Annotated in this window: 17 protein-coding genes; 10 read left to right on the forward strand and 7 right to left on the reverse strand. The window is 60.1% G+C overall.

Annotation, left to right across the window (positions count from 1 at the left end; genetic code table 11):
* Nucleotides 1-162: 162 nt before the first annotated feature.
* Both AC3WN7_RS23015 and AC3WN7_RS23020 read right to left on the reverse strand, forming a co-directional pair.
* Entirely contained in the window at nucleotides 163-1,473 is a 1,311-nt protein-coding gene (locus AC3WN7_RS23015) for an ATP-binding protein (RefSeq protein WP_102675465.1), read from the reverse strand.
* A complete protein-coding gene (locus AC3WN7_RS23020) occupies nucleotides 1,470-2,210 on the reverse strand; it encodes a response regulator (protein ID WP_007978356.1) in 741 nt (246 codons plus the stop codon). The genes AC3WN7_RS23015 and AC3WN7_RS23020 overlap by 4 nt, the downstream gene beginning before the upstream one ends.
* A gap of 298 nt (nucleotides 2,211-2,508) precedes the next feature.
* On the opposite strand from AC3WN7_RS23020, the gene AC3WN7_RS23025 reads away from it, so the two are divergent.
* The 3 genes from AC3WN7_RS23025 (at nucleotide 2,509) to AC3WN7_RS23035 (ending at nucleotide 4,439) form a co-directional block, all read left to right on the forward strand.
* Nucleotides 2,509-2,772, forward strand: a complete 264-nt coding sequence (locus tag AC3WN7_RS23025; RefSeq protein WP_095968208.1) for a DUF2790 domain-containing protein — start codon at nucleotides 2,509-2,511, stop codon at nucleotides 2,770-2,772.
* 48 nt (nucleotides 2,773-2,820) lie between these two features.
* Complete coding sequence (locus AC3WN7_RS23030; RefSeq protein ID WP_095968207.1) at nucleotides 2,821-3,075, forward strand: hypothetical protein; 255 nt, start codon at nucleotides 2,821-2,823, stop codon at nucleotides 3,073-3,075.
* A 146-nt stretch (nucleotides 3,076-3,221) separates the two neighbouring features.
* Nucleotides 3,222-4,439, forward strand: a complete 1,218-nt coding sequence (locus tag AC3WN7_RS23035) for a cytochrome c biogenesis protein DipZ (RefSeq protein ID WP_102675466.1) — start codon at nucleotides 3,222-3,224, stop codon at nucleotides 4,437-4,439.
* Nucleotides 4,440-4,456: 17 nt separating this feature from the next.
* Here AC3WN7_RS23035 and AC3WN7_RS23040 read toward each other — a convergent pair whose 3' ends face one another.
* Both AC3WN7_RS23040 and AC3WN7_RS23045 read right to left on the reverse strand, forming a co-directional pair.
* Nucleotides 4,457-4,918, reverse strand: coding sequence for a GNAT family N-acetyltransferase (locus tag AC3WN7_RS23040; protein ID WP_102675467.1), 462 nt, complete (start codon nucleotides 4,916-4,918; stop codon nucleotides 4,457-4,459).
* Nucleotides 4,919-4,993: 75 nt separating this feature from the next.
* Nucleotides 4,994-5,971 carry an AraC family transcriptional regulator gene (locus AC3WN7_RS23045; RefSeq protein ID WP_102675468.1) on the reverse strand — a complete coding sequence of 326 codons (978 nt, stop codon included), beginning with the start codon at nucleotides 5,969-5,971 and terminating at the stop codon, nucleotides 4,994-4,996.
* 177 nt (nucleotides 5,972-6,148) lie between these two features.
* On the opposite strand from AC3WN7_RS23045, the gene AC3WN7_RS23050 reads away from it, so the two are divergent.
* Nucleotides 6,149-6,418: a DUF4242 domain-containing protein gene (locus AC3WN7_RS23050; RefSeq protein ID WP_095968203.1), complete on the forward strand. Its 270-nt coding sequence runs from the start codon at nucleotides 6,149-6,151 to the stop codon at nucleotides 6,416-6,418.
* A 44-nt stretch (nucleotides 6,419-6,462) separates the two neighbouring features.
* Complete coding sequence (locus AC3WN7_RS23055; RefSeq protein WP_095968202.1) at nucleotides 6,463-7,275, forward strand: class I SAM-dependent methyltransferase; 813 nt, start codon at nucleotides 6,463-6,465, stop codon at nucleotides 7,273-7,275.
* A gap of 222 nt (nucleotides 7,276-7,497) precedes the next feature.
* Here AC3WN7_RS23055 and AC3WN7_RS23060 read toward each other — a convergent pair whose 3' ends face one another.
* On the reverse strand, nucleotides 7,498-7,860 hold the full coding sequence (locus AC3WN7_RS23060; protein ID WP_102675469.1) for a DUF6124 family protein: 363 nt from the start codon (nucleotides 7,858-7,860) through the stop codon (nucleotides 7,498-7,500).
* A gap of 586 nt (nucleotides 7,861-8,446) precedes the next feature.
* Between AC3WN7_RS23060 and AC3WN7_RS23065 the strand changes: the two genes are divergently transcribed.
* The 5 genes from AC3WN7_RS23065 to AC3WN7_RS23085 are packed head-to-tail and all read left to right on the forward strand — an operon-like array spanning nucleotide 8,447 to nucleotide 11,606.
* Nucleotides 8,447-8,944, forward strand: coding sequence for a hypothetical protein (locus AC3WN7_RS23065; protein ID WP_102675470.1), 498 nt, complete (start codon nucleotides 8,447-8,449; stop codon nucleotides 8,942-8,944).
* Nucleotides 8,941-10,350: a PAAR domain-containing protein gene (locus AC3WN7_RS23070; protein ID WP_102675471.1), complete on the forward strand. Its 1,410-nt coding sequence runs from the start codon at nucleotides 8,941-8,943 to the stop codon at nucleotides 10,348-10,350. Before AC3WN7_RS23065 ends, AC3WN7_RS23070 begins: the two co-directional genes overlap by 4 nt.
* Nucleotides 10,347-10,736: a hypothetical protein gene (locus tag AC3WN7_RS23075; protein WP_095968198.1), complete on the forward strand. Its 390-nt coding sequence runs from the start codon at nucleotides 10,347-10,349 to the stop codon at nucleotides 10,734-10,736. The genes AC3WN7_RS23070 and AC3WN7_RS23075 overlap by 4 nt, the downstream gene beginning before the upstream one ends.
* Nucleotides 10,737-10,740: 4 nt before the next feature.
* Nucleotides 10,741-11,220 (forward strand): hypothetical protein, encoded by a 480-nt coding sequence (locus tag AC3WN7_RS23080; protein WP_256585788.1) that lies wholly within the window; start codon nucleotides 10,741-10,743, stop codon nucleotides 11,218-11,220.
* Entirely contained in the window at nucleotides 11,217-11,606 is a 390-nt protein-coding gene (locus AC3WN7_RS23085; RefSeq protein ID WP_015094574.1) for a hypothetical protein, read from the forward strand. The genes AC3WN7_RS23080 and AC3WN7_RS23085 overlap by 4 nt, the downstream gene beginning before the upstream one ends.
* A gap of 179 nt (nucleotides 11,607-11,785) precedes the next feature.
* Here AC3WN7_RS23085 and AC3WN7_RS23090 read toward each other — a convergent pair whose 3' ends face one another.
* Nucleotides 11,786-12,172: a DUF488 domain-containing protein gene (locus AC3WN7_RS23090; RefSeq protein WP_102675472.1), complete on the reverse strand. Its 387-nt coding sequence runs from the start codon at nucleotides 12,170-12,172 to the stop codon at nucleotides 11,786-11,788.
* Nucleotides 12,173-12,174: 2 nt separating this feature from the next.
* The gene (pcsA, locus tag AC3WN7_RS23095; protein WP_095968196.1) at nucleotides 12,175-12,897 is read right to left on the reverse strand and encodes a phosphatidylcholine synthase; all 723 of its coding nucleotides are present in this window, start codon (nucleotides 12,895-12,897) and stop codon (nucleotides 12,175-12,177) included.
* Nucleotides 12,898-12,966: the final 69 nt, after the last annotated feature.

Genomic DNA, 12,966 nt, shown 5'->3' on the forward strand with positions numbered 1-12,966 from the left:
CGGCAGATGCATGGGGAGGGGGTTTTGGGGGTTGTTGATTGAGTACACGACTCTCACAGACATACGCCGAACCACTGTGTGCGGGCTTGCCCGCGAAGGCGGCCTTCCAGCCGAACATTTTCTACAGCTGGCCCAACATCCTTACTTCCCAACCAATCCTTCCTACCCCGGCAATCTCAACTCCGCACACAACCCACCCCCTTCACGATTGCTCAAGGTCAACGCCCCTCCAATCGCTATCGCCAGTTGCTGGGCAATCGCCAACCCCAACCCGGTGCCGCCGGTGCTGCGGTTGCGGGAGTTTTCCACGCGGTAGAAGGGTTCCATCACGTGCTCGAGTTCTTCCTCTGTGATTCCCGGGCCGCGGTCGAGGATCTTGATCGACAGCTGGCCGTCGGCCTGTTTTTCCACGCGCAACTCGGCAGCGCCGGCAAATTTCAAGGCGTTGTCCGTCAGGTTGACCAGTACCCGGCGCAGGGCGTGGGGGCGGGTGTCGATGACGGTGGCGCTCTTGCCTGTGAGTTGAACGTCCTTGCCCATGTCCTGGTAGTCGAACACCAGGCTGTCGAGGAACGAGTCGAGGTCGGTGCGGCGGCTTTCTTCGGTGGCGCCGTGGATGCTGCGGGCATAGGCGACGCCTTCGCGTACCAGGTGTTCCATCTCGCCCAGGTCGTTCCACAGTTTGTCTTTTTCGCTGGAGTCGTCCATGAACTCGGCGCGCAGTTTCATGCGGGTGATCGGGGTTTGCAGGTCGTGGGAGATCGCTGCGAGCAATTGCATGCGTTCCTTCAGGTACGCCGCGATGCGTGCCTGCATCGCGTTGAAGGCCTTGGCGGCGTGGGCGACTTCGGTCGGGCCTTTTTCGTCCAGGAGCACAGGGTGGGCGTTGGGGTCCAGGGTTTCGACGGCCTCGGCGAGGCGGGTGAGGGGGCGGATGGCGATTCTGACCGCCAGCCAGGAACAGGCGAGCATCAGCGCCAGTTGCCCGAGCAACACGATGGGCAGCCAGGGCGACAGCGGCACCATCGCCGGGCGGAGGTCGATGGTCAGCGGGCTGCCATCCGCCAGGTTCAGGTGCACTTGGAAGTGTTTTTTCGGCCCGGGGATGTCGGTAAAGGTCATCGGGTAATCGCGGCCGATGGCGTCCTTGATCGAGGCGATGGCAATGGGCGCATCGGGCATGTCGGTGCGGATGGGCGTGCCCGGCGAACCCTCGTTGAGCAGGTAACTGTAGTTGCGCCGTTCCAGTTGTTTGAGCCAGGCGGCTCGTTCAGCGGCGGGCAAGCGGTCGAGGATGGCAACGGAGGTGGAAACATCGGTTTCCAGGTTGCCGAGCATGGTGTTTTTCGAGGATTCGTAGCGTTCGTAGTACTGCGCACCGAAGGACAATGCCTGAGCGAGGATCAGGCCGATCAGGAAAATCAGCGACAGCCGCGAGGCCAGGGTCCGCGGCCAATGCAGCGCCTGCGTCATGATTGATCGCCCAGGATTTCCACCGGCAGGGAAAACACATAGCCTTCGCTGCGCACGGTCTTGATGTAGGCCGGTTCGCGGGCGTCGTCGAGCAGGCGCTGGCGCAGGCGACTGACCAGCAGATCGATGGAACGGTCGAACAGGTCGGCGTCGCGGCCCTGGGTCAGGTTGAGCAATTGATCACGGTTGAGCACCCGTTGCGGATGGTCGAGAAACACCCGCAGCAATCGATATTCGGCGCCGCTCAGGGCGACCATGGTGCCGTCTTCATCGAGCAGGTGACGGGCCGAGGTGTCCAGGCGCCAACGACCGAAGGCCAGCAGGCGGCTGGCTTCGGTCACCACCAGGTTCGGCGGCAGCATGCGGGTGCGCCGCAGCACCGCGTTGATCCGCGCCAGCAGTTCACGGGCAGCGAAGGGTTTGACCAGGTAGTCGTCGGCGCCCATTTCCAGGCCGAGGATGCGGTCGGTTTCATCGTTGCGCGCGGTGAGCATCAGCACCGGCGTGGTCTTGTGTTTGCCGGCGCGCAATTCGCGGCAGAGCAGCAGGCCATCGTCCCCCGGCATCATGATGTCCAGCACGATCAGGTCCACCGGGGTGGTTTCCAGAAACGCGCGCATCTGCCGCCCATCCGCCACGACGGTGGTGCGCAGGCCGTTCTTCTTCAGGTAGTTGCCTACCAGCTCGCGTATTTCGCGGTCATCGTCAACGATGAGGATGTGATCAACGTGATCCATTGGGCCAAACCTCTGATGAATGGGGAATGCCACACAGTCTATCGAGCCCGGGCGGGGTCGCCTGCCGCCCTTTGTATTGCAGTGTATCCGGCCTGCCTGGGGATACACACGAAGGCAAAAAAGCCGATTTCCGGGGGTTTTGTATTGCTCTGTATCTGCACGCGGTTCTGATACGTACCGATTGATTCACGCCGATTCCCGACACAGACGAGATACCTCGCAGGCTTTTAATTGGTTCCATCGAGGCAAACCAGAGCGCCTCGGCCCAACGACCTGTTGAAACCTTGAGGAACTCGCCATGAACACCAAAGCCGTCTACGCCGCTTGCCTGTTTGCCGCCCTGAACATCTGCACCCTGTCGGCCCGCGCCGAAGCCGATGTCACGCCTGAAACCTACACCTACGGCACCCATCTTGACATCAGCAAAGTGGTGTCGCTGACCGAGGACGCTACGCCTTCCTGCGGCGTGGTCAATGCACGGCTGACCTACCTCGACTCCCAGTCGAAAACCCAGGTGCTGGATTACAGCAAATTCACCGACCACTGCAACTCGGAAAACTGAGTGCTGCGATCAACGACCGCTTAATCCCATTGAATCAGGAAGGACATCATGAACAACGTATCCCGCTTTCTTACCGCCATCGCTTTTTCCGTCGCCGGTGCGGCAGCCCATGCCAACGCCTCTGTCGAGCAAAGCGCCTGCGGCAGCAACACCTGCTTCCAGCTGACGCCCGTGGCAGAGAAGGGCACCCAGGGCTTCCTTGCGCAAGACGGTTCCAGCCGTACGCCGCAAGGGCAGATGCTCGCCGAGAACGGTGCCAGCCGCACGCCTCAGGGGCAGTTGCTGGATGAACAGACAGCTTGAAAACCCCCCAATCCACTGTGGGAGCTGGCTTGCCAGCGAAGGCGGCCTTGCAGGTGACATCTCTATTGAATGTACCGGCCTCTTCGCGAGCAAGCCCGCTCCCACAATGATCGTGTGTCGCCCTCTGAATTGTATTAGGTGATCCCATGTTACTCATCGCTTTCCTGGGCGGCATATTGACCGTCCTCAGCCCGTGCATCCTGCCGGTCGTGCCCTTCCTGTTCGCCGGGGCCGACCGCACACGCGTCTCGATCCTGCTGACCCTCGGCGGCATGGTCCTGACCTTCGCCCTGGTCTCCAGCCTGGCCGTGGTCAGCACCGAGTGGGTGATACAGGCCAGCAACACCGGCCGCCATGTTGCCCTGTTCGTCATGGTGCTGTTCGCCCTGTCGCTGATGTCCGCCCGGGTCGGTGACTGGCTGGCGCGCCCCTTCGTGCTGCTGGGCAATCGCATCGACCCGGATTCGCACAAGATGTCCGGGCCGCTGGCGTCGATCATGATCGGCGTCGCCACCGGGCTGCTCTGGGCACCCTGCGCCGGGCCGATCCTCGGGGTGATTCTCACCAGCGCCATGCTGCAGGGCGCGAACGCCGGTACCAGTCTGTTGTTGGTGGCCTATGGCGCGGGCAGTGCGTTGTCCCTGGGCGTCTTGATCTTTGCCGGGCGTGGCCTGGTCAATCGCTTGAAACCGTCGATTCCGGTCACTGGCTGGCTGCGCCGGGGCGCGGGGGTTGCGGTGCTGGCCGGTACGGCGGTGATCGCAACGGGGGCCAACGACCTGTTGCTGGCCAACACTTCATCGGAAGGTGTCAGCCGTGTCGAGAAAAACGTGCTGGAGACCGTGCCGAAAGTCGTCGATTACCTGGTCAGCAAGGTCAAGGCCGACAGCACCATGGGCAACGCCCAGGGCGCGATGCCGTCGTTGTCCGGCGCGGTGGACTGGATCAACTCACCGGCACTGACCAACGCAGCCCTCAAAGGCAAGGTGGTGCTGGTGGACTTCTGGACCTTCGACTGCATCAACTGCAAGCACACCCTGCCGTACGTGAAGGACTGGGCGAAGAAATATGAAAAGGACGGGCTGGTGGTGATCGGCGTGCACACGCCTGAATACGGCTTTGAACGCATCATCGACAACGTCAGGGACAAGGTGAAGGAATACGGCATCACCTACCCGGTGGCGATCGACAACAATTACGCGATCTGGCGCAACTTCGACAACCAGTACTGGCCGGCGCACTACATCATCGATGCCAAGGGGCAGGTGCGTTACACCCACTTCGGTGAAGGCAGCTACGACACGCAGGAGAAAGTGATCCAGCAGTTGCTGGAGGAGGCCAAGGCCAGCGCGCCAGCGGCTTGAACCGTTTGATCAATGGCTCACAGGTCCCGCGCCATGAGCCATTGATCTTTTTCCCATGCCTGAAAACGCTCCAGTACAACCCAGCCGCGCCTGGCGTAATAAGCGCTCTGGTCCTGGGTGTGCAGGTAGATCCTCTTCTCGCCGTTGGCTTTGGCTTGCGCGCAAATCCCTTCGATCAAACGCTCCGCCAAGCCCTTGCCGCGTGCCTCGGGAGTGATGAACACACACGCGAGCCAGGGCCCCAGATCCGGGCGATGGGTCAGGTCAGCCCTGGCCAGTGCCGCACCACCCAACAGTTCGTCGTGGTCGAGGGCGATCAGGCACTTCCAGTCGCCGTTGTCTTGGCCTTCGGCGAATTCCCGTTGCCAGTCGGGCAGGGGCTGTCCGGCGTATTCGTAGTGGAACTGCCGGTGGATCCACGAAGCGAATGTGTTGCTGTACTGCATATGTCGAGCAAGCCAGTCCAGGTGGGGTGCCATGTGATGAGTCCTTTCAAGTTCAGTCGCTGGGTAGCGAGAGTAGCGGGCTCGGGCAGGACTGTCGCCCCCATTGGTTTAGTGACCGCTCAAGTGGCTCGTGGCTGCCTGACCACGCCGCCACGCCGCCGGCGGTGCACCGTACTCGCGACGAAAGGCGCGGCTGAAGGCGGTATCGGTCTGGTAGCCCACTTCCTCGGCGATGCGCGTCAATGAGTTGTTGCTGCTGCGCAACAGGTTGGCGGCGAGCAACATCCGCCATTGCGTCAGGTACTGCATCGGCGACACCCCCACCAGTTGCTGGAAGCGCTCGGCCAACACCGATCTTGAAGTGCTGGCGGTGCGCGCCAGTTCGTCCAGCGTCCAGGCGTGGCAGGGTTTTTTGTGCAAGGCGTTGAGGGCGGCGCCGACGATGCGGTCGCGTACACCGGCCAGCCAGCCGGTGCGACCTTCGCCCTGTTCGTTCATGTACAGGCGCAGCACTTCGATGAACAGCACTTCGGCGAGTTTGGCCAGGACCCCTTCGCCGCCGGGGCGGGGCGAGCGGGCTTCGGCGAGGGCGTAGCGCACGGAGGATTCCAGCCAGATACCGGCACTCGAACCGCGCACGTTGACCCGCACCACGGGTGGCAAGCCCTTGAGCAACATGCCCGCCAGGCGCGTGTCGCACGCCAGGTAGCCACACACCAGGCGGGTGACCGCGCCACCACCGCCATAGCTCAGTTGGCGGGGCCGGCGCGCCAGCACCGCATCCAGTCGCGCACCCGTGGCCGGGGGCAATCCCGGTCGGGAGCACATGCGATGGGCGTCGCCCTGAGGGAAAATCACCACGTCGCCGGCGCTCAGCAGCAGCGGCGGGTCATCGCCCAGTTCGACGTAGCACTCGCCATCGGTGATCAGGTGAAAGATCACCACCCGTTCCGCATCGGGCTCCAGGAACGGCGCGGCCGTGTCGGCGCTGGGCGACTGGTAGCACCAGGGCGCGGTGAACCGTGCGTTGATGAAGATCGCGCCGACCAGGTGCACCACCCGCAGGGTCTGTGACAGAGCGTCCATAGGGATTTCCCCGTGACAGGATTCCTGATTGTGAACGCGTCGGTGCGCCGTGTGGAATCTCCGGACGATCGGGCAGGCTTGGGCGACGATCGGGCAGGACGCCAGCGCCCGTCAGGACGATAGTTGGATCACAGGGTGAATGCGCCCTGCCATCCAGAACAATAAAGAGAGGTTGCCATGCCTAAGTTCGTCATTGAACGTGAGATCCAGGGCGCCGGAGCTCTGTCGGAAAGGGATTTGAAAGCCGCTTCGCTAAAGTCCTGCCAGGCTTTGCGTGAGTTGCCGGAGGTGCAGTGGCTGCAGAGCTATGTCACCGGTGACAAGCTCTACTGCGTGTACATCTCGCCGAACGAGGCGCAGATCCAGGAGCATGCCAGGATCAGTGGTTTTCCCGCCAACCGCATTTCCCAGGTCATGAACATCATCGACCCGACGACAGCGGAGTAACCGCGATCGGGCCCGATTCGTGTTTCAACCCAGAGACTGCCTCCATGAGTACACCCATTGATCTGACTGCCTTGAAAAACCGTCAAATGGCCTCCTGGGCCAGCGGCGACTACGCCGTGATCGGCACCACCCTGCAAATCGTCGGCGAGCAACTGGCCGAAGCCTGCGACTTGTTGTGCGATGAGCGCGTGCTCGACGTCGCCGCCGGCAACGGCAACGCGACCCTCGCGGCCGCGCGCCGAGGCTGCAAGGTGACGTCCACCGACTATGTCGCCGCCTTGCTCGAACGCGGCGAAGAGCGGGCCCGGGCAGAACGCCTGAACGTCTCTTTCCAGGTCGCCGATGCCGAAGCCTTGCCCTTTGCCGACGCCAGCTTCGACGCCGTGCTTTCCACTTTCGGTGTGATGTTCACGCCGGACCAGCCCAAGGCCGCCGCGGAGCTGGCGCGAGTTTGCCGCCCGGGCGGGCGGATCGGCCTGGCCAACTGGACACCGGAAGGTTTCGTCGGCCAGATGTTCAAGACCCTGGGCCAGCACCTGCCACCGCCGCCGGGAGCGAATCCACCCTCGCGCTGGGGTACCGAAGCCTGGCTGCACGAGCACTTCGACGAGCGGGACTTCCTGCTGCAGGTGACGCGCCGCACGTTCAATTTCCGCTATCGCTCGGCGGCGCATTTCATCGACACCTTCCGCCAGTGGTACGGACCGGTGCACAAAGCCTTCGCCGCACTACCGGCGGATGGCGCCAAGGCCCTGGAAGCGGACCTGACCGAGCTGATCAACCGGATGAACCGGGCGGGCGACAAGTCGCTGGTGGTGCCGAGTGAGTACCTGGAGGTGGTGATTACGCGGCGGTGAAGGGTCACGCATAACCCCCCCTGTAGGAGCGAGCTTGCTCGCGATGGTCGATAACGATTACGCGTGATTTCTGGATGCGCGCGGTGTTTTCGAGTCCATCGCGAGCAAGCTCGCTCCTACACGCAAAAAACGGCGCCCTAAGGTGCCGTTTTTGTTCGTGCCTGTTCCTGTAAACGGAGATCGGAAAATCAGATCAAGCGAGTCGGCCAAAGGCAGCGGCGGTTACTCAGGTGGGTCAAGTTGGTCAAGCGCGCGGTTCACCGCCAGCTCGCCCAGCATGATGACTTGCGCAATGCCGAGTAGGGCGTTGCGCCTGGGACCTTCCGTATGATCAGCCAAATCCATGGTCATGACATTGGCCGAAGCCAGCGATTCGCATGCATGGGCCAGCAGGGTTTCTGTATCGAGCTCTGGGTTGATGAAGAACATCGTGCCGACCGAGCGCGGAATATCCATGATGGGGACGTCTGGCTTCAGGTGATAGTCGAGGGTTTGTTCGGCGTCTTCGTGGGGTTTTTTTGAATCGGCGTTTTCGTACGGGGATGGCGGATCGGTCTCCGGCGGATTGGGTGTGACCTTGAACATGGATGGAACTCCGACGCTATTTAAAAGGAGCCATCACCGCCTCGCTACCAAACTAAGGGTGGCGACCATACGAAGGTTGGTAGACCGGGCATCGGAACCGGCGCCCCCGAAGGAGCCCTGCGCATGGTCACCATAAAAACACCGCCCAGACACTGGGCAGTAAAGGTGACGCTATGCGTCGATGCTACGGGCCTACCAAGCCCGATCACTGATTTTTCAATGACCGGCAAACGATAGAACCCACGCCCACGACGCACAAGCCGGCGGATTCTGTCGCACCAGTAGGCAACGACGCAAGTTGGTGTAGCTTTCAGGAAGTAATTTCCCAAGCGATTAAACATTTGCGTTTAAATTTTTTTGAGTGGGCTTCCACTTCGCAAAAAAATTAACTTTTGGAACTATCGCTGTAGGAAATGGGTTGTTGGTTATTGCGAAAATTCTTATTCGTTCATTTGGCCATGCCATTGGATTGCTTACAGCATGTGTTCCACCGTCTTATTTGTCGTCGCCCAATATCTCTCTGCTCAGCGTTTCTGCGGAGACGAGAGGGAACGCAACTCCAATCGATGACAATAAGGACGTTTAAATGAATGCATCCCTGAACCCCTCATATTCCAACGAAGTCACCGCTGAGTTTCTCCGCAGTCTTGATACCCCCCACTTCACCGAAGAACGACTTGCGCAGTTTTGCGAAGAATCTCTGGCGGTTGTTCGCCAGGGGCAGGCATACGTGGACGCTCATCCCGCTCACTCCATTTACCGAATCGCAACCGAGGGCAGTCTGACCCGCGATGGTGGGGTGATCCAGCAGGGAACTGCTCGCTTGGTATTCACATTGGAGAGCGGCCAGGAAGTCCGCGCGGCACAGAAGGGCGATTACGCCGTGTACGCCGATGGACGTAGGGCGCAGATCGTCACTGGTGCGGGACAAGAAAATAGCCATGTGGCGCTGGTCGGCAGCCGTCTTTGCAATGGCGACGAGATCATCAACACCTTGCAAGGCGGTTTTTTGATAGTGGGGCGTGAAGGGGTGCCGATGGTCGAGGACTTTCTGCCTTCCATCAAGGAGGAAGAACATCAATGAACGAAGGACATTTCATTGGTCTGCATGACAAGACCACCTGTGGCGGCAAGGTCCTGGATGGTCATACCGGAATCATGATGTACGGCATCGCCCATGCCCGCGAAGGCGATCGGGTTACCTGTGGCAAGGACGGCAAGACTTACAAAATCGTGGGTGGCATTTCGTACATGATCAGTCATGGCAAAGCCGTGGCGGGCACGCTGGACAGCCACAGCGATTGCCCCTGTAAAGCCCGGCTGATCCCCTCTGTGGTCACGGCGACCTATCGCAGCGCTAACTCCGCACCGCGAACGGGCAGGAGTGTTGTGCAACCCGCTGCCAGTGCTGCAACCAGTCAACCGGCAGCGCCACGTCAGTCCGGTATCGCCCCTTCTAACCCTCCAGTGTCTGCGATATTCACCCGCGCGGAGCCTCAAGAACCGGGTTTCTATGTGGTGCCCAAAAGCATGACCCGCGAAGCCCTGGAGGCCACGCTGTTCGCCACGCCCGATGCCGCCGTGATGCGCAAGTTTCGAGCGCTCAATCCTGAGCGAGGCGATATCAAGGCCGGTTCGCTGATCGTACTGAGCGACCCGAACAACACCTCCTGCACCTATCAGGAAGCGCAGCTGATGCAGGCCGCGCAACAGGTCAAGTCTGCACTCGACCCCCTGACGCCAGATGAGGCCGATTTCATGTACCGCCATGCGGCGGAAATCGCCAGTTTTACCGGCCAGACCTCGACCTGGCTTGGCGTGAGCGCGGTGGTGATGGAAAAACACCTGACCCGACTGCGCGACACCCTGCAAGCCATGGAACGCCTGCATCAGGACAGCTATCGTCAGCACGGCCATCTCAAATCGCCGCAGTTCTTTGCCGAACGCACACGCCTGCTCGCGCAACTGGATGCCCACCTGCTGAACTCCACTCGCCTGCGTGGCCAGACGACCTTGGGTGATCACCCCAAACTGAAGACGGCCCTCGGCATTTCCAGTCGAAGTCTGGTGCATCACTGGAACAAAGCCGGTGCGCCGGGGCAGATACCGGGTTATGCGACCCATGTGGATGCGACCAGTCGGGCCGCGAAGTACATGCAGGCGGGCGGGTACATCGGGATTGGGATTGGTGGGGTTTCTTCGTTGCTGGCTGTTCAGGAGGTTTGTGTTGGTGACGCTGGAGCGGCTTGCGAGAGGGTCCGATTTACAGAAGCAGGAAAGTTTGTCGGATCCACCGTTGGTGGCGCTCTGGGTGCAAGGATAGCCCAATCTGCCAGCGGTCCAATCTGCCTGGCGCTTGGGGTTACAGGAGTTGGTGCGGTTGCCTGCGTTGCGACCGTGATAGGGATTGGCGCATGGATGGGTACGACTGGCTTAGGTGAAGGCGGTGAGAAAGTTGGTGAGATCTTGTACGAAAAAACACAGCCATGATGGGTGAGGATTTTTGGTCGTCTTGGTTTGCTTTCTGGCTTCTGGCCGGCCCAATCTTGCTGGGCTGTGTAAGTATTGCATTTACTCTGTATCTGAGCCGTCATCATCTGGATTCCATGTTGGAGGCCTTGCAGAACAGTCGCTACATCTACATTTGGGGGCCGGGCCTGCGGAATCAGGGTTGGTTTGGGGGCTTCATATTGATTAGCAAGATTGCCGGCATGATGATGTGGCCGAGGGCGTATATCCGCATTGGAGATGTGGACCCTATCGATGTCGCAAACTTCCCTCCTCATCTCAAACGACTTCTGCAAATCGACGCGGTGATGCTTTTTGGTAGCGCAACTTGGGCATTAGCAGGATATGTGCTGATGAAATTTGAGTAGGTTTATGGGCGATCCCCCCAAGCTAAAAACGATACTCGGCATCTTCAGCCGCAGTATGGTGCACCACTGGGACAAAGCCGGTGCGCCAGGGCAGATACCGGGTTATGCGACCCATGTGGATGCGACCAGTCGGGCCGCGAAGTACATGCAGGCGGGGGGGTACATAGGGATTGGTATTGGTGGAGTTTCGTCGTTGCTGGCTATTCAAGAAGTTTATGTTGGTGACTCTGGAACCGCTTGTGAGAAGGTCAAATTTACTGAAGGAGGGAAATTTGTTGGGTCGACCATTGGTGGGATAGCGGGTGGAGCAGGAGCTCCTTTGATTAGTGGCACTATTTGCCTTGCACTTGGAGTTACGACGGTAATAGGTGGTGTTATCTGCGGTGGGGCCTTGGTAGGGATTAGCGCATGGGTGGGGACAGAAGCAGGTAGCATGGGGGGCGAGTTCATAGGTGAGAAAATATTTGAAGTAACACAGCCATGACCAGCATCGGTACTTGGAATCCGTGGATTGCAATTATTGTTGCTGGCGGTCCAATTATGCTGGGCGCTGTGAACATCGCTTACTGCTTATACCTGAGCCGCCGCCATCTGGACGCCATGATGGAGGCCTTGAAAAACAGTCGCTACATTTTCATTTGGGGCCCTGGATGGCGCGGGCAGGGCTGGTTTGGGGGATTTGTACTGATTACTAAAATTGCCGGGATGGTAGTGCGACCGAGGGCATATATACGCCTCGGTGATGTGGACCCAGGCGATATCGAAAACTTCCCACCTCGGCTGAAGCGTCTTCTGATGATCAACGTGGTGATGACGATCGCTACCCTGATTTGGATGGCCATTACCTACGTGCTACTCGAACTCAGATAACGCGATGGGCGAATCTCCAGGTTGTCATTGAAGCAAAAGACGCAAAAACGGCACCGAAAGGTGCTGTTTTTGTTTGGGGCTGATCGCGATGGCGGTGTATCAGTCAGAGCATCTGCGACTGGAAGACCGCCATCGCGAGCAAGCTCGCTCCCACAGGGATTGTGTGGTGGTCATGGCAACTAAACCACCACAGCCCCCCGCGCCTCCAGCAACTCGCGCAACACCGACCGATGACAATGCGCCTCATCCTCGCAGTAACAGCCCACGGCCAGGGACGTGCTGTGAGACAGCGCGGCCAGCAGGTCCAGCATCTGGCTGGCGGCGGGCTGGTTCATCTCGGCCTTGAACTTGCGCCGGAACACCTCCCAGGCCTTGGCATCCTGTGCAGCCTTGGCCTCGGCCACCAACTCCGCGCTGGGTGACAGCAAGGGCTGCCAGACATCATAGAAATCCCGGCTGGCGAATTCGGCTTTCGGTACGCCACGGGGAGGGCGGCGTACCGTGCCCAGGCGCAAGCCTTCGTCGGGGCGACGCGGCGAACCCAGTTGAACGATATGGACCGCCATGGCTACTTGAGCCGCGATTCGTCGAACCACTCCAGCGCCGTGCGCCAGAAGCAGATCCCGAGGAAATACGCTGACATCAGCAGCCACAGCCCCATCACCATCGGGTTGATCACTGGATGGTTGAGCACCAGCGACAAGCTGCACAGCAACCAGATGGCCGTCACCGCAATGTTGATCGGCATGAACCGGCGCACGCGGAACGGGTGCAGGAATTTCATCCGGGTCACGGTCAGCAGGGCCAGGCCAATGATGGTCACGAAGGTGATCCACGGCGACGGGGCAATGATGTACAGGCACAGGGCAACCACGTTCCAGGCGGCGGGGAAGCCCTGGAAATAGTTGTCCTTGCTCTTCATGTTGACGTTGCAGAAGCAGAACAGCGACGACACCAGAATCAGCGACACGCTCAGCAGCAGGGTGTAGTCCGGCAACGGGATGTAGCGATAGATGAACAGCGCCGGGATAAACACATACGTCAGGTAATCGATTACCAGGTCGAGGATCGAGCCATCGAAGCTCGGCAACACCGACTGCACGTTGACCTTGCGCGCCAGTGCGCCGTCCAGTCCGTCGACGATCAGGGCGACACCCAGCCACAGCAGGCAATGGGTCGGCTGGTTATCCAGCAGGGACAGCGTAGCGAGGAAAGCGGTAACCACGCCGGTGGCCGTAAAACCATGGGCGCCCCATGCTTTGAGTCTGGCGATGTACAGGGTTGAAATCACAGGGGCGTTCTCCAGTGAATGAAGCAAGCCAGTTGACGCCCCGCGCAAGGGGGGCGGTGGCAACCGGGT

The organism is Pseudomonas sp. FW305-70, from assembly GCF_058783925.1.

Bases quoted from the DNA above. Each gene is read 5' to 3' on its own strand.
- AC3WN7_RS23015 (WP_102675465.1), bottom strand. From the start codon at position 1,473: ATGACGCAGGCGCTGCATTGGCCGCGGACCCTGGCCTCGCGGCTGTCG.
- AC3WN7_RS23020 (WP_007978356.1), bottom strand. From the start codon at position 2,210: ATGGATCACGTTGATCACATCCTCATCGTTGACGATGACCGCGAAATA.
- AC3WN7_RS23025 (WP_095968208.1), top strand. From the start codon at position 2,509: ATGAACACCAAAGCCGTCTACGCCGCTTGCCTGTTTGCCGCCCTGAAC.
- AC3WN7_RS23030 (WP_095968207.1), top strand. From the start codon at position 2,821: ATGAACAACGTATCCCGCTTTCTTACCGCCATCGCTTTTTCCGTCGCC.
- AC3WN7_RS23035 (WP_102675466.1), top strand. From the start codon at position 3,222: ATGTTACTCATCGCTTTCCTGGGCGGCATATTGACCGTCCTCAGCCCG.
- AC3WN7_RS23040 (WP_102675467.1), bottom strand. From the start codon at position 4,918: ATGGCACCCCACCTGGACTGGCTTGCTCGACATATGCAGTACAGCAAC.
- AC3WN7_RS23045 (WP_102675468.1), bottom strand. From the start codon at position 5,971: ATGGACGCTCTGTCACAGACCCTGCGGGTGGTGCACCTGGTCGGCGCG.
- AC3WN7_RS23050 (WP_095968203.1), top strand. From the start codon at position 6,149: ATGCCTAAGTTCGTCATTGAACGTGAGATCCAGGGCGCCGGAGCTCTG.
- AC3WN7_RS23055 (WP_095968202.1), top strand. From the start codon at position 6,463: ATGAGTACACCCATTGATCTGACTGCCTTGAAAAACCGTCAAATGGCC.
- AC3WN7_RS23060 (WP_102675469.1), bottom strand. From the start codon at position 7,860: ATGTTCAAGGTCACACCCAATCCGCCGGAGACCGATCCGCCATCCCCG.
- AC3WN7_RS23065 (WP_102675470.1), top strand. From the start codon at position 8,447: ATGAATGCATCCCTGAACCCCTCATATTCCAACGAAGTCACCGCTGAG.
- AC3WN7_RS23070 (WP_102675471.1), top strand. From the start codon at position 8,941: ATGAACGAAGGACATTTCATTGGTCTGCATGACAAGACCACCTGTGGC.
- AC3WN7_RS23075 (WP_095968198.1), top strand. From the start codon at position 10,347: ATGATGGGTGAGGATTTTTGGTCGTCTTGGTTTGCTTTCTGGCTTCTG.
- AC3WN7_RS23080 (WP_256585788.1), top strand. From the start codon at position 10,741: ATGGGCGATCCCCCCAAGCTAAAAACGATACTCGGCATCTTCAGCCGC.
- AC3WN7_RS23085 (WP_015094574.1), top strand. From the start codon at position 11,217: ATGACCAGCATCGGTACTTGGAATCCGTGGATTGCAATTATTGTTGCT.
- AC3WN7_RS23090 (WP_102675472.1), bottom strand. From the start codon at position 12,172: ATGGCGGTCCATATCGTTCAACTGGGTTCGCCGCGTCGCCCCGACGAA.